The following is a 16579-nucleotide window of genomic DNA, read 5'->3' as shown; positions in this document are numbered from 1 at the left end:
GCGGGCCCCGAGCATAGCGGCAAATCCCACAGTGCAAAGCATGGACGTAGTGACCCCCTGCACGGCACTGGGGACAGGCGCGGGATAATCGGTGCATGTTGCCTGAGTTGACCCCCCCCGACCCCTGGGCCGCCGTGCGGGCCGAACTGTGCCCAGGAGGCGTGCCATGGCACTGATGATCACGGAAGAGTGCATCAATTGCGATGTCTGCGAGCCTGAGTGCCCCAACGATGCCATCTTCATGGGCGAGTTGATCTATGAGATCGACCCGCACAAGTGCACCGAATGCGTGGGCCACTTTGACGAGCCACAGTGCATGCAGGTCTGCCCGGTCTCCTGCATTCCGGTCAACCCGGATTTTGTTGAAAGCCGCGACAGCCTGCTGCAGAAGTTCGAGCGCCTGCAGGCGCAAGCGCAGAAGATCTGACCTAGAAAATATCGGTCAAAATAGCTGCTAACGCTTGACAGTCAAGCGTCAGCAGCTATTTTTTTATTCCTTGATCGCTGGCGCACCGGCAGCGTCGTCGGGCGCCGGTTTGCGCGGTGGCTTGGGACGCGGTGGCTTGTTGGTGTTGATCTGGGCGATGGCTTTGTCCATCTCGCCGGCCACCAGCAGGGGCCAGGCCTTGAGGCTGCGGTCCAGTTGCTCGTGGATGGCCTGCCACTGGTCCTGGGGCGGCTTGCGCAGGACCCAGCCCGAGACCTCGCCCTTTTGCCCCGGGTGGCCGATGCCGACGCGCAGGCGCCAGTAGTCGGGGCTGCCCAGCTGGGCGTGGATGTCGCGCAGGCCGTTGTGGCCGCCGTGGCTGCCGCCTTGCTTGAGCTTGATCTGGCCGGGCTCGAAATCCAGCTCGTCATGCACCACCAGCACCTCTTCGGGCTTGATCTTGAAAAAGCGCGCCAGGGCCCCCACCGATTTGCCCGACAGGTTCATGAAGGTCTGCGGCTGCAGCAGCCACACCGTCTGCCCCTGGACGTTGGCGCGGGCCGCCAGCCCCCAGTAGCTGCGCTCGGGCTGCAGGTGCACCTTGAGTTCCCTCGCCAGCCCGTCGATCCACCAGAACCCGGCGTTGTGGCGTGTGTCTTCGTATTCCGGCCCCGGATTGCCCAGGCCCACAAACAGTTTGATCATGTGCGGATTATCCAATCAGGGCCGCGTGTGCCGCGCGGCCGTGCAAAACAAATGGCCCGCACAGGGCGGGCCATTGTTGGGGGACAGTCCGTCGGGACTGTCCGGCGCCAAGCGCAAGAATTACTTCTTGCCCTTCTTGGCGGGAGCGGCTGTGGCCACAGGTGCTGCCACGGCAGCTTCGGGCAGCTTCACAGCGACCAGCACGGGGTTCTTGTTGGAACCGCGGGCAATGATCTTCACGCCAGCAGGCGCCTTCACGGTTTGCAGACCGGGGATGATCTTCGAGGTCAGCTTGGATAGGTCCACAGTGATGAACTCGGGGGTCTTGGCGGGCGTAGCCAGCACGGACACTTCGGTGATCAGGGGGGTCACGGTGCCGTTTTCCACGGTCACGGCGGGCGATTGCTCAGCGCCTTCGTAACGCAGGGCCACCTTGGATTCGACCTTGGTGTTTTCGTCCACGCGCTGGAAGTCCACGTGCAGGATCGCGGGCTTGAAGGGGTGGTACTGCACGTCGCGCAGCACGGCCTTTACGACTTGACCGTCCAGGTCCAGATCCAGGATCGAAGTGTGGAAAGCTTCCTTCTTCAGAGCGTGGAACAGGGTGTTGTGATCGATTTCGATCTTTTGTGCGTCCTGACCAGCACCGAACAGGATGCCAGGGGTGTTGCCGGAAATACGCAGGCGGCGGCTCGCACCCGTACCTTGCAGATTGCGCGATGTTGCAGCGATTTGCATAACTAACTCCAATGTGAGTGGACCGCGACCAGTCCCACTCGGTTGATGACCAAAGCACAGGCTTTGGAAGAAACTCCGGAAAACGCAAGCCTCCCGAAGGAGGCTGTCACGGATCCCGAAGGAAAAACTTTAGTCCTGGAACAGGCTGCTCACCGAGTCACCGGTGGAGATGCGCTGGATGGTTTCCGCAAACAGCGGCGCCACGGACAGTTGGCGGATCTTGCTGCACGCCTGGGCGGCTGCGCTCAGAGGAATGGTGTTGGTCACCACGACTTCGTCGAGTGCCGAACCTTCGGTGATGCGCTGGATCGCAGGGCCGGAGAAGATGGGGTGTGTGCAATAGGCATACACGTTCTTCGCGCCGCGCTCCTTCAGTACTTCGGCAGCCTTCACCAGGGTGCCGGCGGTGTCGATCATGTCGTCCATGATGACGCAGTTGCGGCCATCAATGTCGCCAATCACGTGCATCACTTCGGACACGTTGGCCTTGGGGCGGCGCTTGTCGATGATCGCCAGATCGCAACCCAGTTGCTTGGCCAGTGCACGGGCACGCACCACGCCACCCACGTCCGGAGAGACCACGATCAGATCGTCGTACTTCTTCTGGTTCAGATCACCCAGCAGCACGGGCGAGGCGTAGATGTTGTCCACGGGAATGTCGAAGAAACCCTGGATCTGGTCCGCGTGCAAGTCCATGGTCAGCACGCGGTTGACACCAGCGGCTTGCAGCATGTTGGCCACCACCTTGGCCGTGATGGCCACACGCGTGGAGCGCACGCGGCGGTCCTGGCGGGCGTAGCCAAAGTAGGGGATGACGGCGCAGATGCTTTGTGCCGAGGCACGCTTCAGCGCATCGACCATCACCAGCAACTCCATCAGGTTGTCGTTGGTGGGGGCGCAGGTGGGCTGCACCACGAACACGTCGCGGGTACGAACGTTTTGCTTGATTTCTACGGTGACTTCACCGTCGGAAAAACGACCAACATCGGCCGCGCCCAGAGACGTGCCGAGATGCTTGGCGATTTCTTCGGCCATGCCACGGTTGGCATTGCCCGTAAAAACCACGAATTCAGAATTGTTGGATTGCATGAGCTTCCCAGTATTGGGTTTGCTTGAACGCATAAAGATATTTGGCAGGGGAGGAAGGACTCGAACCCTCGCATGCCGGAATCAAAATCCGGTGCCTTAACCAACTTGGCGACTCCCCTACACAGGTCAATTGTCGTTGATAACAACCAACCGGTAGCTTGACTACTCTGGTATCCAGTGAAACAAAGGATGTTTTTCCAGATTCTTGCAAATTTTGAATTGCCATCCGCGCGGTGCGTCTTGCAATTCAATGGCTTTGCTGGTTTGTGCAAACACTGCACTTCCTGAGCCAGTCATTGTAGCATGCAATCCCAGTGATTCCAGCAGCTGTCGCGCTTTTCTCACGTCGGGGCACAAGGCTTCAGCGACGGGCTGCAAGTCGTTATGGCCAAAACCGTAGTGATCTGCAGCAAAGTCTTCGATTCTAGCACGCTTTGTGTCGCGCGTCAGATTGGGCGCGGTGAAGATGCCTTGCGTATCCAGACCGGCTTGGGGCTTGACCACGATGAAGTCGCTGGTGGGCAGTTGTGCGGCACCAGTGAGCGGTGCGATGTGTTCGCCAATGCCTTCCACCCAGGCATTCTGTCCATGGATGAAAAACGGCACATCGGCACCCAGGCGTTCACCAATCCGGGACAGTTCGGTGCGCGAGAGCTGCAGGTTCCACAGGCGATTGAGGGCAACCAGGGTGCTGGCCGCATCCGACGATCCCCCGCCCATCCCCGCCTGGGCCGGGATGTGCTTGTCGATCGCAATCCGCACACCCTGGGTGCAGCCTGTGGCGGCTTGCAGCGCCTGGGCGGCGCGGGTGCACAGGTCGTCGGCCGGAAGCGGTGGGGCCTCGGGGTTCAGGTCCTGGCGGGAGATCTGGGCACTGTGCGTGCGCTCGAAATGCAAACGATCTTGCCAGTCGATGAGCATGAACACCGACTGCAGCAGGTGGTAGCCATCGGCCCTGCGCCCCGTGATGTGCAGGAACAGGTTCAGTTTGGCGGGGGCCGGCACGTCATAGAAGGTGTGCATGGAGAGTGGCGCAGAAAAGTGTCGCGAAAGAGGGCCTGCCTCTTGGCTTATTCGGGTGCTTGCAGCAGCAGTTGCAAGGTGGCCGTGGGTGGCGGGCTCAGGCGCTGCGCCGTGATGCGGCCTTGTGCATAGCGGCTGAGGTCCACCTGCCAGCCTGGTGCGCTGGTCTGGAGGCCGCGCAGCCAGCCGAACAGGGCCTCCAGGGGCAGCGGTGTGCCCAGGCTGCGCTCCAGCAGCTCTTGTAGCGACGTCGATTCGGTGATGCGGTCCCCTTGCTGCAGGGATGCCACACCCGGTTGCCACTCCAGCTTGGCAATCTGTGAGCCCAGGGGATTGAAAATGTCCAGCCTGCCGTTGTCCGGCGTGCCTTGCAGATGGAAAGAGGCGCTGAAGGAGCGCTCCGGAGCCAGCGGGTCGTGCACCTGCAGGCCCATGCGGCCTGCCCAGGCTTGCTGCTGCGGGCCGGACGCGGCGGGCGGCGGCGGGGTGCTGCAGCCGGCGAGCACCAACATGGCACCCAGGGCCAGCATGCGGGCGCGCCCTGCCAGGGGATGGGAAAGAACGGACATGGTGGGGCGCGGCATCAGGGCGTGACTTGCAGGCGTTCCAAGGTGGCGCGCAAGGTTTCGTTGTCGGCATCGCGCCGTTGCGCCTGGTGCCAGATGGTGCGTGCACGGTTGTGCTGGCCCAGGGTCCATAGCACTTCGCCCAGGTGAGCGGCAATCTCCACATCGTCACGCACTGCGTAGGCCTTTTCTAGCAGCGCCAGTGCCTGCGCGTGGTTGCCGGCACGGAACTCCAGCCACGCCAGGCTGTCGGTGATGAAGGGGTCCTCGGGGGCGTGGGACAGGGCGGTTTCAATCAGCTTGCGGGCTTCCGGCAGTCGAATGCCGCGGTCGGCCCAGGAGTAGCCCAGCGCGTTGTAGGCGTGGTAGTGGTCGGGGTGCTGCGCGATCAGGTCGAGCAGGATCTTCTCCATCACCTCCAGCTTGCCGGCACGCTCGGCCAGGATCGCAGTTTCGTAGGCAATGTCGGCGTTCCTAGGCGATTGTTCGTACAGGGTGCGTTGCAGCAGGTAGGCTTCTTGGGGCGCGCCGTTGTCCCGCAGCAGGGTCACTTCGGCCCGGCGTTTTTGCATTTCCTGTTCATCGCCATTCGCGGGAACGGCACGGATCAAAGCGCGGCCCTGAGCCAGCTTGCCCTGTTTGGCCAGGGCCTGTGCCTTGAGGCTTTGTACCGTCAGCGTTTGAGCCTCTTCCGGCACCTTGTCCATCCATGTCAGCGCCTGGGGGTAGTCTTTCTGCTGCAGCGAAATGCGCCCGCCCAGCACATAGGCCTGGGTGAGTGCATGCGTGCGCGGCGCTTCGTTCGGGATCTGGAGCAGCAGGCTTTCCAGGCGTCGCAGCGCCTGCTGCGCCTGCGGCCAGGCCGCGCGCTGGGCATGCAGGCTGGCCTGGGCCATCCAGGCATCGGTCATGTCGGGCTGTGCCTTGAGCAGGGGCGTCAGCTGCTTTTGCGCATCTTCCAGGCGCTGCTGCTCCATGAGTACGCGCACATAGGCCATCTGTATGGTCGGTGCGGGCTGGTGCTGCATGTAATCCTGGACCATTGGCTCGACGGACAGGCTGCCGGTTTCGAGCAGTTCCAGCGCCAGCAGTGCCGTGGCGCCATTGCGTCGGCCGAGGTCATAGGCCTGTTCCAGGGCCTGCAGTGCCAGGTCCTTCTGGCCGGCCACCAGGCGCAGATGGCCAATCGTGGCCCAGGCTGCAGACCCCAGGGCGGGGTCCTTTACATCGGGCTGCAACGCTTGCTCGACCACGCTGGCTGCCATGGCCTTGTCGCTGGCACGGCTGTACAGCTGGGCAATCGCCAGATAAGTGGCGGGTTTGGAGGCTGCGGGGGTCCAGGCGACTTCGCGGGCCAGGTACTCCTGGGATTCGGAGACGCGATTGAGCATCAGCAAAATCTGGAGCATGTAGCGGTTGGCGTCGCGCGACTGCGGAAAGGCCTTGTACCACTCGTTGGCAACGATCAGCGCACGCTGACCCGAGCGGGATTGCAGGGCCAGTTCGGCGGCCCGCTGGTACAGCTGTGGCGACTGGGTCTGGCGGGCCGCATCCATGAACAGCGCAATCGCATTGGTGGCATCGCCCTGGGAGGCCGACATCTCTCCGACCAGCAGTTCATAGAACAGCTCCGCATCCAAGGCCGCGGCCAGGTCTGACGCCGATGGCTGGTCGGGCTGCGGCGCGGGGGAGGATTTTCCTTGAGCGTGAGCCGGCACTGTTCCAAGAACAAGGGCAGGGATCAGGGCCAAGTGCCAAGTGCGGAGTGTGAGAACCATCAACCCATAATAATCCAAGCATTTCCCCCCTGTGAATGAATTCGACAGATGCCAGAACTTCCTGAGGTTGAAGTCACGCGCCGCAGCTTCGCGTCGCAAATCGCCGGTGCCCAGGTGCTGTCGGTGACCCTGGGCAAACCCCTGCGCTGGCCGCTGGGGCGTGCACCGTCCAGCCTGGTGGGCGCCCGTGTGCAGCAGGTGCGCCGACGCGGCAAGTACCTGCTGATCGATCTGGACCGCGGCATGCTGATGGTGCACCTGGGCATGTCCGGCAGCTTGCGGTTCGCCACCCAGCTGCCCGCCGCACTGGGGCCGCACGAGCACTTCGACATGCAAACCGACCGGGGCACGCTGCGCCTGCATGATCCGCGGCGTTTCGGCGCCGTGATCGCCACGGACGGCGACGACGATCCGGTGGCGCGCAAGCTGCTCGACGGGCTGGGCATGGAGCCGCTGGATGTGCACCACTTCCGCTGGGAGTCGTTCCGGGATGGGCTGGCGCGCAGCCGCACGCCCATCAAGCCCTTGCTGCTGGGGGGCAAGCTGGTGGTGGGCGTTGGCAATATCTATGCCTCCGAGGTGTTGTTTGCCAGCCGGATTGCACCCACCACGCCGGGGCAGGCCATCAGCGCCGTCAAGGCCCGCCGTTTGTTCCAGGCGATTCGTGACATCCTGGCCCTGGCGGTCGAGCGCGGCGGCACCACGCTGCGTGATTTCTCGAACGCGGATGGGCTGCCGGGACACTTCCAGTTGCAAGCCAAGGTCTACGGCCGCGAAGGTCTGCCCTGTGTGCAGTGTGGCAGGCCGATTGCCTTGTTGCGCCAAGGGCAGCGCAGCACGTTCTATTGCCCGCACTGCCAGAAATCCTAGGCAAAAGGGTCACATTCACCGGGCTCCCCGCAGGCAGCCTGCAGGTATATTGCATGCAGGCAGCACACAGACGTTGCGAGAGGGGATGATCGTGGGCCTTTCATTCGGCGAGCAATTTGATCGTTTTGGCCAATGGCGCAAGGGGTTTGCCGCTCAGATGGCCAGTTTCCGGGATTGGCTGGCGGCCCAGGACCTGCTGGATGCCGCCGTGCAGGACCACCTGCTGCGCCTGGAGCATCTGCTGCGCGGTGACAAGGTCTGTGTGGCCTTTGTGGCAGAGTTCTCGCGCGGCAAGTCCGAGCTGATCAACGCCGTGTTCTTTGCCCACTATGGCCGGCGCATCATGCCGGCCACGCCAGGGCGCACCACCATGTGCCCGACCGAGCTGGGCTATGACCCGGCCTTGCCCCCCTGCCTGCGGCTGCTGCCGGTGGAGACCCGGGCGCAACCCTACAGCCTGGCGGAATGGCGCAGCCGGCCCTCGACCTGGGTGCAGTTGCCCATGGACGTGCACGACCCGGACCAGTTGGCCAGCACCCTGGCGCATGTGGCGCAGGTGTGCAAGGTGTCGGTGGAAGAGGCCAGGACCCTGGGCTTTTGGAGCGATGAGGCAGGGGTCGACAACCCCGTGCCCGATGAGCAGGGGCTGGTCGAGATTCCCAAATGGCGCCACGCCCTGTTGAACATGGCCCACCCGTTGCTTAAGCAGGGGCTGGTGATCGTCGACACGCCGGGCCTGAATGCCGTCGGCACCGAGCCGGAGCTGACCGTCAACCTGATCGCCCAGGCCCATGCCGTGGTGTTCCTGCTGGCGGCCGATGCGGGCGTGACCAAGTCGGACCTGGCCATCTGGCGCGAGCACCTGCTGCCCTGCCACCGCGAGGGAGATGCCCACCTGGTGGTGCTGAACAAGATCGACACCCTGTGGGGCAGTCTGGATTCGGGCACGGAAGTGCAGGCCCAGCTGAACCGCCAGCGTGCCCAGAGTGCGCAGATTCTGGGCATCGATCCGGCGCGCATCCTGCCGCTGTCGGCGCAGAAAGGCCTGATGGCCAAGATCGAGAGCAATGCCGCCCTGCTGCAGCGCAGCGGCCTGCCCTTGTTCGAGGACCTGCTGGCGCAGGGCATCCTGGCGCACCGCCAGAGCATCCTGCGCAACGTCGTGGGGGCGGGCGTGACCCAGTTGCAGGCCCAGGTGCAGCGCGCCATCCAGATCCGGCGCCGTGACCTGGACGAGCAGATGCTGGAGCTGCGCAGCCTGCGCGGCAAGAATGCCACGGTGATCCAGAGCATGCGCCAGCGCATCCAGCAGGAGCAGCGCACGTTCGAGGACAGCAGCGCCAAGATTTTGGCGGTGCGCACGGTGCACCTCAAGCTCATGAACCAGGCCTTCCAGCTGCTGGGCGCAACCTCGCTGCGGCGCGAGCTGGAGCAACTGGCCGGGGCACTGGAGCATTCCGGGCTGAAGCTGGGGGTGCGCAAGGTCTATGCGGCCACGTTCGAGAGCCTGCGCGGCCTGGGGCAGCAGGCCAAGGCCGCCGCCGGCGAAATCCAGACCATGCTCAGCGCCACGTTCAAGGAACTGAACACGGAGTACGGCTTCTCCCTGCAACTGCCTGGCGACTTGCAGCTGCACGACTTCGACCGCGAGCTGGCGCAGATTGAAGAGAGCTACCTGCAGTACCTGGGATTCGGCCATGCGCTCAAGCTGGCGAACCCGCTGTTTGGTCAGCGCATGGTCAAGGCCCTGGGCATGCGGCTGCGCACCCTGTTTGAGTCCGCAGCGAATGACCTGGATTTGTGGAGCAAAAGCGCCACCTCGCAGCTGGATGCACAATTGAAAGAGCGCAAACGCAGCTTTGCCCGCCGCATTGAGGCGGTGGACCGCATCAGCGAAGCGGCCAGCGGCCTGATGGAGCGGATTGCCGAGATCGAGTCGGCGGAGCAGCAGCTCACCGCGCTGGAGCAGCGGTTGGCGCAGTGGATGCAGCAACTGCTGCAGCCGCCCGAGCCAGAGCTCGCACTGACTGATGCCCCGGCCGCCGGTGTCTGAGGCTGCGTGCGCCCTGTGGCTTTCGTTCTCTGACCTGTTGCTTTCCCTTGAATCCCCCTCTCCCTCCTATCGCCACGGACGTGGTCCGCTGGCAGGCCAGCCATGGCCGCAACCACCTGCCCTGGCAGCAGACCCGTGATCCGTACCGCGTCTGGCTGTCCGAAATCATGTTGCAGCAGACCCAGGTCAGCACGGTGCTGGGCTACTACGAGCGTTTCTTGCAGCGCTTCCCGGACGTTGCCAGCCTGGCGGCTGCGCCCCAGGACGATGTGATGGCGCTGTGGAGCGGCCTGGGCTACTACACCCGGGCGCGCAACCTGCACGCCTGTGCCCAGGCGGTGGTGCAACTGCATGGCGGGGCCTTCCCGCGCAGCGCGGCCGTGCTGGCCACGTTGCCGGGCATCGGCCGGTCCACGGCGGCGGCGATCGCCTCGTTCTGCTTTGGCGAGCGCGTGGCCATCCTGGATGCCAACGTCAAACGGGTGCTGACCCGGGTGCTGGCCTATGGCGAAGACCTGTCCAGCAGCCGCAACGAAAAGGCCTTGTGGACCCTGGCAGAAGACCTGCTGCCGACGCAGGAGCTGGCCAGCAGCATGCCGCGCTACACCCAGGGCCTGATGGATCTGGGCGCCACCGTGTGCCTGCCGCGCAACCCGTCCTGCCTGGTGTGTCCGTTGCAGCCGCATTGCCGCGCCGCACAGCAGGGCGCGCCGCAGGCCTACCCGGTCAAGACCCGCAAGACGCGGCGCAGCACCCAGTCCTGGTGGCTGCTGGTGCTACGCGATCCGCAAGGGCAGCTGTGGCTGCAGCGTCGCCCTGTCCAGGGTGGGGAGACCGGCATCTGGGCCGGGCTGTTCAGCCCGCCGGTGTTTGCCAGTGCCCCGGCGCTGGAGGCCGGCCTGGACACCCTGGCCTTGCGCGTGGCCCGGCGCGAGGACTGGCCGGCGCAGCTGCATGTGCTGACGCACCGCGACCTGTTCCTGCACCCGGTGGTGGTGGAGTTGGCCGAGGGCCGCCTGCCCCAGGACTCTGCAGAGCTGGGCGCCGGGCAGTGGCAGTCCGCGGCGGACTGGTTGCAGCAAGGCCTGCCGGCGCCTGTGCGCAAGCTGGTGGAGGCCCTCACCGCTGGTTAGCTTGCAGCGGCCGCCTGTGCCTGCGCAGTGGCAGCGGCGGTGCAGCGGTATAAAAAAAAGGAGCTGTCAGCGCTTGTTTTTCAAGGCATTCAAATACAAAAGTATTTGAACTGCTGGTGAATCGAGCGCAAGCAGCTCTCTTTTTTGTTTAGAGCAGCTGTGGCGCCTCGGGCACCGGAGCGGCTGCGGCCGGGCCGCGGCTGTCCATTTCGCGGTGGCGGCGCAGCGTGGTCCATTGCGCCTGGTAGCGCTGGGCCAGCTGTTCCACCAGGTAGACGGAGCGGTGCTGGCCGCCGGTGCAGCCGATGGCCACGGTGACGTAGCTGCGGTGGTTGGCGTTGAGGGCCGGCAGCCAGTGGTCCAGGAACTGGGCAATGTGCGTCTGCATCGCCGCCGCGTCGGGCTGCTGGCGCAGAAAGCGCTGCACCGGCTCATCCATGCCGGTCAGGGGGCGTAGCTCCAGGTCGTAATAGGGGTTGGGCAGCATGCGCACGTCGAACACGTAGTCGGCATCGACCGGGATGCCGTGCTTGAAGCCGAAGGACTGGAACACCAGCGTCATCTGGTTGGCGGGCGCCTGGATCAAGGCCTTGACGTAGCTTTGCAGCTGCGAGCCGCGGATGTTGCTGGTGTCGATCACGTGGGCGTACTCGCGCAGGTCGCCCAGCAGCTCGCGCTCCTGCTCGATGATCTCCACCAGGGCCTGGCGGCCGTCGGGCAGCTTGGACTGGGACAGTGGGTGGCGGCGCCGGGTCTCGGAGAAGCGGCGCACCAGGGTGCTGGTGGAGGCGTCCAGGAACAGCACGTGCAGGTGCACACCCGAGGCCTTGAGGCGCTGCAGCTTCTCCAGCTCGCGCGGCAGATCGGGCAGGCCTGCGGCACTGCGGGCGTCGATGGCGATCGCCACGCGGTTGCCATGGTGCACGTGCTGCAGGCGCACAAAGTCGGCCAGCAGCTCGGGCGGCAGGTTGTCCACGCAGTAGTAGCCCGCGTCTTCCAGGGCGTGGAGTGCGACCGACTTGCCGGAGCCCGACATGCCGGTGATCAGCACAATTTCCAAATCCGTCATAGCCTGCCTTTGCGTGATCGAGGGGTTTAGGGGGTGTGGGCGGCCTGTAGCAGCATCTCGCGGGCGTGGGCCATGGTGGTGTCGGAGATCTTTTCCCCGCCCAGCATGCGCGCAATCTCGCGCTCGCGCTGCGTGGCATCGGTGGGCGTGACCGAGCTGCTGGTCCCGGCCTTGTCACGCTTCTTGGCGACCACGTAGTGGTGGTCGGCACAGGCGGCCACCTGGGGCAGGTGGGTGACGGCCAGCACCTGGCGGTCGCGCCCCAGGGCGCGCATCAGCTTGCCCACGGTTTCGGCCACGGCGCCGCCGACGCCCGAATCCACCTCGTCAAAAATCAGCGTACCGGCCTGGCCCAGCTGGCTGGTGGTGACCGCAATCGCCAGCGACAGGCGGGACAGTTCGCCGCCCGAGGCCACTTTGCCGATCGGCTTGGGCGTGGCGCCCGGGTGGCCTGCCACCAGGAACTGCACGCTGTCCACGCCGTGGGGGCTGGGCTCGGTCAGCTTGTCCAGCTGCACCTCGAATTTGCCACCCTGCATGCCCAGGCCCTGCATGGCCTGGGTGATGGCGCGCGACAGCTTGGGCGCGGCCTTGGCGCGCTGCTGCGACAGCTCGCGGGCGGCGGCCTGGTAGGCCTCGTGGGCGCGTTGCTCGGCCTGGCGCAGGCGGCCGATGTCGACCACCGCATCCAGCTGGCGCAGTTCGTCGCGCCAGGACTGCAGCAGGCCGGGCAGCTCCTCGGGGGTGCGCTTGTAGCGGCGCGCCAGCTGCATCCACAGCGACAGGCGCTCGTCCAGCTCGGCCAGCTTGTCGGGGTCCAGCTCGGTGCGACGCAGATAGATCTGCAGCGAGTGCTGGGCGTCGTTGATCTGTGCCAGGCTGGAGGCCAGCACATCGGCGATCGCTTGGAACTCGGGCTCCAGGTGTTCCTTGTCCTGCAGCATGTCCTGCGCGCGCCCCAGTGGGCCGCTGATGCCGGCCTCGTCATCTTCCAGCAGGAACAGGGCGCCCTGCGCCGTTTCCAGCAGCGACTGGGCATGGGACAGGCGCGTGTGCTGGGTGTTCAGCTCGTCCCATTCGTCGGCGCCGGGGCTGAGCTTGTCCAGCTCGCCGATCTGCCACTGCAGGCGCTCGCGCTCGCGCTGCACGGTGTCCTGGGCCGCGATCGCATGCTCCAGATCCTTGGCGGCGGCGCGCCAGACCATCCAGTGCTGGCGCAGGGCCTGGGTGCTGACGCCGGCATAGGCATCCAGCAGCTCGCGCACCGCGTCGGCCCGCGTCAGGCTTTGCCAGGCATGCTGGCCATGGATGTCCAGCAGGGCCTCGCCCAGGCCGCGCAGCTGCGTGGCGGTGGCGGGCGCACCATTGATCCAGGCGCGGCTGCGGCCCTGGGTGTCGATCACGCGGCGCAGTAGCAGGCTGTCTTCTTGGGCAAAGCCACCTTCCTCCAGCCACAGCTGCAGGTGGGCGGGACAGTCGAATTCGGCGCTGATGTCGGCCTGGCTGGCGCCCTCACGCACCACGCCGGTGTCGGCACGGCTGCCCAGCACCAGCTGCAAGGCGTCGATCAGGATCGATTTGCCGGCGCCGGTCTCGCCCGTCAGCACGGTGAATCCGGTGTGCAGATCCAGGTCGAGCTGCTGCACGATGACGAAGTCGCGCAGTGCAATCCGCTTGAGCGCCATGTTCAATAGCCCCCTTCGTTCCAGCCCAGCTTCTTGCGCAGCGTGGAAAAGTAGTTCCAGCCCACGGGGTGCAGAAAGTGCACGCTGTAGGCCGAGCGGCGCACGTAGATGCGGTCGCCGTGCAGCAGCGAGGCCAGCGACTGCATGTCGAAATTCGCGCTGACATCGCGGCCGCCGACCACTTCCATCATCACTTCCGTCTGGTCGGACAGCACGATGGGGCGGTTGGACAGGGTGTGCGGCGCGATGGGCGCCATCAGCCAGGCCGGGATCGAAGGGTGCATCAGCGGACCACCGACGGACAGGGTGTAGGCCGTGGAGCCGGTGGGCGTGGCGACGATCAGGCCGTCGGCGCGCTGGTTGGACAGAAAGCGCCCATCGACTTCCACGCGCAACTCCACCATGCCCGAGGTGCCGCCGCGGTTGACCACCACGTCGTTCATGGCCAGGGCCTCGAACACGCACTGCTCGTTGCGCACCACGCGCGCGTGCATCAGCGGCCGGGCATCCTCCTCGTACTGGCCGTGCAGCATGGGCTGCAGCACATGCTGGTAGTCGTCCAGCGCAATGTCGGTGATGAAGCCCAGGCGCCCCTGGTTGATGCCGATCAGCGGGGTACCGTACCGGGCCAGGTGGCGACCGATGCCCAGCATGGTGCCATCACCCCCCACCACGATGCCCACGTCGCAATGCCGGCCCAGACCATCCACATCCATGCTGGGCAGGCGCTGGTGCAGGCCGGTGTGCGCGGCGGTTTCCGCCTCCACGATGACTTCACAGCCCTGCGTCTGCAAAAAGTCGGCAATGTCCTGCAAGACCTCACGGGACTGGGCCGTGGAAGCGTCGGAGGCGGTGGAGGCTTGGTATTTCCCAACCAAGGCAACGTGGCGAAACTTGGACGTCATAAAGGAAATTACATCATTAAAATCTGTGCATGCTCGATGAACGTGCCAAGTTGTTGTTGAAAGCGCTGGTCGAGCGCTACATTGCCGACGGCCAGCCGGTGGGGTCGCGCACTTTGTCGCGCGCCTCGGGCCTGGAATTGTCGCCCGCGACCATCCGCAACGTGATGTCCGACCTGGAGGAGCTGGGCCTGATTGCCAGCCCCCACACCTCGGCCGGGCGCATTCCCACCGCCCGCGGCTACCGCCTGTTTGTGGACACCATGCTGACCGTGCAGCAAGCCAGCCTGGTGACGCCGGCCCTTGCGGCCGAGCAGCCGCAGAAGGTGATTGCGAATGCGGCGCAACTGCTGTCCAACATGTCCCAGTTCGTGGGCGTGGTCATGGCGCCGCGCAGCAGCTCGGTGTTCAAGCACCTGGAGTTCGTGAAACTGTCCGAACGGCGCGTGCTGGTCATCATCGTCTCGCCCCAGGGCGATGTGCAAAACCGTGTGATCTTCACGGATGCCGATTTCTCCTCGAACCAACTGCTGGAAGCCTCCAATTTCCTGAACGCGCATTACGCCGGCCTGGACATCGAGCAGGTGCGCGAGCGCATCAAGCAGGAGGTGGAACAACTGCGCGGTGAGGTCGCCCACCTGATGCAGGCGGCCGTGAACATCAGCGCCGAGGCCATGAGCCCCGGTCCCCAGGACCAGGTCATCATCTCTGGCGAGCGCAACCTGCTGTCCGTCAGCGACTTTTCCAGCGACATGGGCAACCTGCGCCGCGCCTTCGACCTGTTCGAGCAAAAGACCCAGCTGCTGCACCTGCTGGACTTCTCCAGCAAGGCCGAGGGGGTGCGCATCTACATCGGTGGCGAAAGCCAGGTCGTGCCGTTCGAGGAGCTGTCGGTGGTGAGTGCCCCCTACGAGGTCGATGGGCAGGTGGTGGGCACCCTGGGGGTTATCGGCCCGACGCGCATGCCCTACGACAAGATGATCCAGATTGTGGACATCACTTCCAAGCTGGTCAGCAATGCGCTGAGCCACCATCGCTAGCCGTTACAATGCGCAGGCTTTGCGGGCCCGACCATGGGTTGGCAAGCCCGGTTGGGGCGTTAGCTCAGTTGGTTAGAGCAGGGGACTCATAATCCCTTGGTCGTCGGTTCAAGTCCGCCACGCCCTACCATATGAATAAAGGAAAGCCTGCTATGTTTTGCATAGCGGGCTTTTTGTTTTTTCAAGGTATGTAAGGGTGGATGTAAGACGATTTTGGGTAATTTCCTAGCTTTCTAGGAGTCATAGCTGAAAGGATGTCGGTCTCGTGAAAAGTTTTTTGCACAGCTATCAGCAAACAGTCGGTGAGCCTCCATTGGCTTGTGCGCCCCATGCGAGCGACCTCACGGATGAAAAACTATTGCGCATTGCTCAGGTCGTTTATGAAGTCACAGAGCAAGTTCGATGTCGTTTGAAAGCGGATGAGGTTTGGGGCGCTCCAGTTTATTTGCCGCCTAGGGGGTTTCATCCAACAGCCAAACCTGAAGTCCGTGCCAATTTTCTTGCCTGGCCTGCATTGCTCACGATGGACAAAGATTGTTTGGCCAAAATTTGCCAAGTAGCAGGGTGTAGTGAGGATGAGCTGAAGTCGTTTGTCTTGTCCATCTGCCCCTATGAGCATCTGCCGCATTTGGAGCAATTTTTCCTTCATCGCGCTGTGATCAAGATGATCATCAAGGAGGTTAGTGCTGAAGTTCAACCTATGAAGGCAAAGCAGGTGCGAATTCGTAAAGGTGCGAGTACTGGAGGACTGAAGTCAGCGCTGAGGCGCAAACGGCAAACCAAAATTCCATCTGCTGAAGTACTCATGCTGGAAACCGCAAAGCTCCTAGCTAGTGGTAAAGATGAATCTGAAACCGCAGGGATTTTGTCCAGAAAGTTCGGTGTATCGGCACAAGCCATCCGTCTCAAGCGACGTCAAGCATGACTCGCGCAAACGAGCTGTTTGCTAAATAACGGGGGGGGGCAGCGACCTCATTTGAAGTTCAAAAAGACGAATATGAAGGGGGTTCATATTCGTCGAGCCAAGGAAAGTCACGCCATCAATCTTCTTCAATACGGAGGAATACGAAGATGGCGATCAAACTCCAACCCCTGCATCTGAGCGAAGAAACTCGTTCTCATCTGACAACGGCAGAAGCCGCCTTCCATCTGAACCGTGCTGAGCAAACCTTGCGTTTGTGGGCTTGCTTGGACAATGGCCCGCTGCGCCCTGTGCGCATCAACAGCCGCTTGGCTTGGGCCGTAGCGGATATTCGTAAGGTGTTGGGCATCTAAAGCACTTGGTGCGCATGTCACGCCTGCTCCTTTCAGCATCAGCCGTGCATTGCACGGCTGAACTGCTTTCAGAGGCGGCGTAATGGTGCAGCAGCTTCAGCGACACCAAGCTTTTTTGCGCTTTGGCAAGATAACCAAAGGGCCTGAGTCCGCATTGATAGCTGCGCGCCACAATCTGCGTGAATTGCCTTTGGCCCCCAACATCGTCGCGGGCAAACATGAATCG

At 63.6% G+C, this 16579-nt stretch carries 16 protein-coding genes and 2 tRNA genes; 8 read left to right on the top strand and 10 right to left on the bottom strand.

The genetic code is table 11. The features are described 5' to 3' along the window. Positions 1-166 precede the first annotated feature (166 nt). Positions 167-427 (top strand): YfhL family 4Fe-4S dicluster ferredoxin, encoded by a 261-nt coding sequence (locus CA2_RS11205; protein ID WP_042416882.1) that lies wholly within the window; start codon positions 167-169, stop codon positions 425-427. Positions 428-490: 63 nt separating this feature from the next. Here CA2_RS11205 and pth read toward each other — a convergent pair whose 3' ends face one another. The 7 genes from pth to CA2_RS11170 all read right to left on the bottom strand — a co-directional run bounded on the left by pth (position 491) and on the right by CA2_RS11170 (position 6188). Next, a complete protein-coding gene (gene pth, locus CA2_RS11200) occupies positions 491-1132 on the bottom strand; it encodes an aminoacyl-tRNA hydrolase (protein WP_042416879.1) in 642 nt (213 codons plus the stop codon). 120 nt (positions 1133-1252) lie between these two features. Then, positions 1253-1870 carry a 50S ribosomal protein L25/general stress protein Ctc gene (locus tag CA2_RS11195; RefSeq protein ID WP_042416876.1) on the bottom strand — a complete coding sequence of 206 codons (618 nt, stop codon included), beginning with the start codon at positions 1868-1870 and terminating at the stop codon, positions 1253-1255. Positions 1871-1999: 129 nt separating this feature from the next. Further along, positions 2000-2959, bottom strand: a complete 960-nt coding sequence (locus tag CA2_RS11190; protein ID WP_042416873.1) for a ribose-phosphate pyrophosphokinase — start codon at positions 2957-2959, stop codon at positions 2000-2002. 42 nt (positions 2960-3001) lie between these two features. Next, positions 3002-3078, bottom strand: a tRNA-Gln gene (locus CA2_RS11185). 43 nt (positions 3079-3121) lie between these two features. After that, positions 3122-3982, bottom strand: a complete 861-nt coding sequence (ispE, locus tag CA2_RS11180) for a 4-(cytidine 5'-diphospho)-2-C-methyl-D-erythritol kinase (protein ID WP_042416870.1) — start codon at positions 3980-3982, stop codon at positions 3122-3124. Between the two features lie 47 nt (positions 3983-4029). Further along, positions 4030-4551, bottom strand: coding sequence for an outer membrane lipoprotein LolB (locus CA2_RS11175; RefSeq protein ID WP_052369920.1), 522 nt, complete (start codon positions 4549-4551; stop codon positions 4030-4032). 14 nt (positions 4552-4565) lie between these two features. Next, entirely contained in the window at positions 4566-6188 is a 1623-nt protein-coding gene (locus CA2_RS11170; protein ID WP_245620943.1) for a tetratricopeptide repeat protein, read from the bottom strand. Positions 6189-6374: 186 nt separating this feature from the next. Here CA2_RS11170 and mutM point away from each other — a divergent pair, with 186 nt between their 5' ends. From mutM to mutY, 3 genes are all read left to right on the top strand, one after another. Further along, the gene (gene mutM / locus CA2_RS11165; RefSeq protein ID WP_042416862.1) at positions 6375-7196 is read left to right on the top strand and encodes a bifunctional DNA-formamidopyrimidine glycosylase/DNA-(apurinic or apyrimidinic site) lyase; all 822 of its coding nucleotides are present in this window, start codon (positions 6375-6377) and stop codon (positions 7194-7196) included. 91 nt (positions 7197-7287) lie between these two features. Further along, positions 7288-9249 carry a dynamin family protein gene (locus CA2_RS11160; protein ID WP_042417016.1) on the top strand — a complete coding sequence of 654 codons (1962 nt, stop codon included), beginning with the start codon at positions 7288-7290 and terminating at the stop codon, positions 9247-9249. Positions 9250-9296: 47 nt separating this feature from the next. Continuing rightward, positions 9297-10382 (top strand): A/G-specific adenine glycosylase, encoded by a 1086-nt coding sequence (gene mutY, locus CA2_RS11155; protein ID WP_042416860.1) that lies wholly within the window; start codon positions 9297-9299, stop codon positions 10380-10382. Between the two features lie 148 nt (positions 10383-10530). Here mutY and rapZ read toward each other — a convergent pair whose 3' ends face one another. Genes rapZ through CA2_RS11140 form a run of 3 tightly spaced genes read right to left on the bottom strand, consistent with a single transcriptional unit; the run spans position 10531 to position 14041 of the window. After that, the gene (rapZ, locus tag CA2_RS11150; protein WP_042416857.1) at positions 10531-11451 is read right to left on the bottom strand and encodes an RNase adapter RapZ; all 921 of its coding nucleotides are present in this window, start codon (positions 11449-11451) and stop codon (positions 10531-10533) included. Positions 11452-11477: 26 nt separating this feature from the next. Beyond that, positions 11478-13136, bottom strand: a complete 1659-nt coding sequence (gene recN / locus CA2_RS11145) for a DNA repair protein RecN (protein WP_042416855.1) — start codon at positions 13134-13136, stop codon at positions 11478-11480. Positions 13137-13138: 2 nt separating this feature from the next. Then, entirely contained in the window at positions 13139-14041 is a 903-nt protein-coding gene (locus tag CA2_RS11140; RefSeq protein ID WP_042416851.1) for an NAD kinase, read from the bottom strand. A gap of 29 nt (positions 14042-14070) precedes the next feature. On the opposite strand from CA2_RS11140, the gene hrcA reads away from it, so the two are divergent. The 4 genes from hrcA to CA2_RS17565 all read left to right on the top strand — a co-directional run bounded on the left by hrcA (position 14071) and on the right by CA2_RS17565 (position 16353). Next, on the top strand, positions 14071-15078 hold the full coding sequence (gene hrcA / locus CA2_RS11135) for a heat-inducible transcriptional repressor HrcA (RefSeq protein ID WP_042416848.1): 1008 nt from the start codon (positions 14071-14073) through the stop codon (positions 15076-15078). Between the two features lie 53 nt (positions 15079-15131). Beyond that, positions 15132-15208: transfer RNA gene (locus CA2_RS11130), tRNA-Ile, on the top strand. A 135-nt stretch (positions 15209-15343) separates the two neighbouring features. Further along, positions 15344-16003: a hypothetical protein gene (locus CA2_RS18040; protein ID WP_156106020.1), complete on the top strand. Its 660-nt coding sequence runs from the start codon at positions 15344-15346 to the stop codon at positions 16001-16003. Between the two features lie 146 nt (positions 16004-16149). Continuing rightward, positions 16150-16353 carry a hypothetical protein gene (locus CA2_RS17565; RefSeq protein ID WP_081888969.1) on the top strand — a complete coding sequence of 68 codons (204 nt, stop codon included), beginning with the start codon at positions 16150-16152 and terminating at the stop codon, positions 16351-16353. Positions 16354-16579 lie beyond the last annotated feature (226 nt).

Origin of the sequence: Comamonas aquatica NBRC 14918, from assembly GCF_000739875.1 — a bacterium.
In the GTDB taxonomy this organism is placed as follows: Bacteria; Pseudomonadota; Gammaproteobacteria; order Burkholderiales; family Burkholderiaceae_C; genus Comamonas; species Comamonas aquatica.
The sequence above is the reverse complement of the archived record's forward strand: the minus strand, read 5'-3'. Positions and strand labels throughout refer to the sequence as shown.

Bases quoted from the DNA above. Each gene is read 5' to 3' on its own strand.
- hrcA (WP_042416848.1), top strand. From the start codon at position 14,071: ATGCTCGATGAACGTGCCAAGTTGTTGTTGAAAGCGCTGGTCGAGCGC.
- mutM (WP_042416862.1), top strand. From the start codon at position 6,375: ATGCCAGAACTTCCTGAGGTTGAAGTCACGCGCCGCAGCTTCGCGTCG.
- rapZ (WP_042416857.1), bottom strand. From the start codon at position 11,451: ATGACGGATTTGGAAATTGTGCTGATCACCGGCATGTCGGGCTCCGGC.
- recN (WP_042416855.1), bottom strand. From the start codon at position 13,136: ATGGCGCTCAAGCGGATTGCACTGCGCGACTTCGTCATCGTGCAGCAG.
- CA2_RS11175 (WP_052369920.1), bottom strand. From the start codon at position 4,551: ATGTCCGTTCTTTCCCATCCCCTGGCAGGGCGCGCCCGCATGCTGGCC.
- ispE (WP_042416870.1), bottom strand. From the start codon at position 3,982: ATGCACACCTTCTATGACGTGCCGGCCCCCGCCAAACTGAACCTGTTC.
- pth (WP_042416879.1), bottom strand. From the start codon at position 1,132: ATGATCAAACTGTTTGTGGGCCTGGGCAATCCGGGGCCGGAATACGAA.
- CA2_RS17565 (WP_081888969.1), top strand. From the start codon at position 16,150: ATGGCGATCAAACTCCAACCCCTGCATCTGAGCGAAGAAACTCGTTCT.
- CA2_RS11195 (WP_042416876.1), bottom strand. From the start codon at position 1,870: ATGCAAATCGCTGCAACATCGCGCAATCTGCAAGGTACGGGTGCGAGC.
- CA2_RS11140 (WP_042416851.1), bottom strand. From the start codon at position 14,041: ATGACGTCCAAGTTTCGCCACGTTGCCTTGGTTGGGAAATACCAAGCC.
- CA2_RS11190 (WP_042416873.1), bottom strand. From the start codon at position 2,959: ATGCAATCCAACAATTCTGAATTCGTGGTTTTTACGGGCAATGCCAAC.
- CA2_RS11205 (WP_042416882.1), top strand. From the start codon at position 167: ATGGCACTGATGATCACGGAAGAGTGCATCAATTGCGATGTCTGCGAG.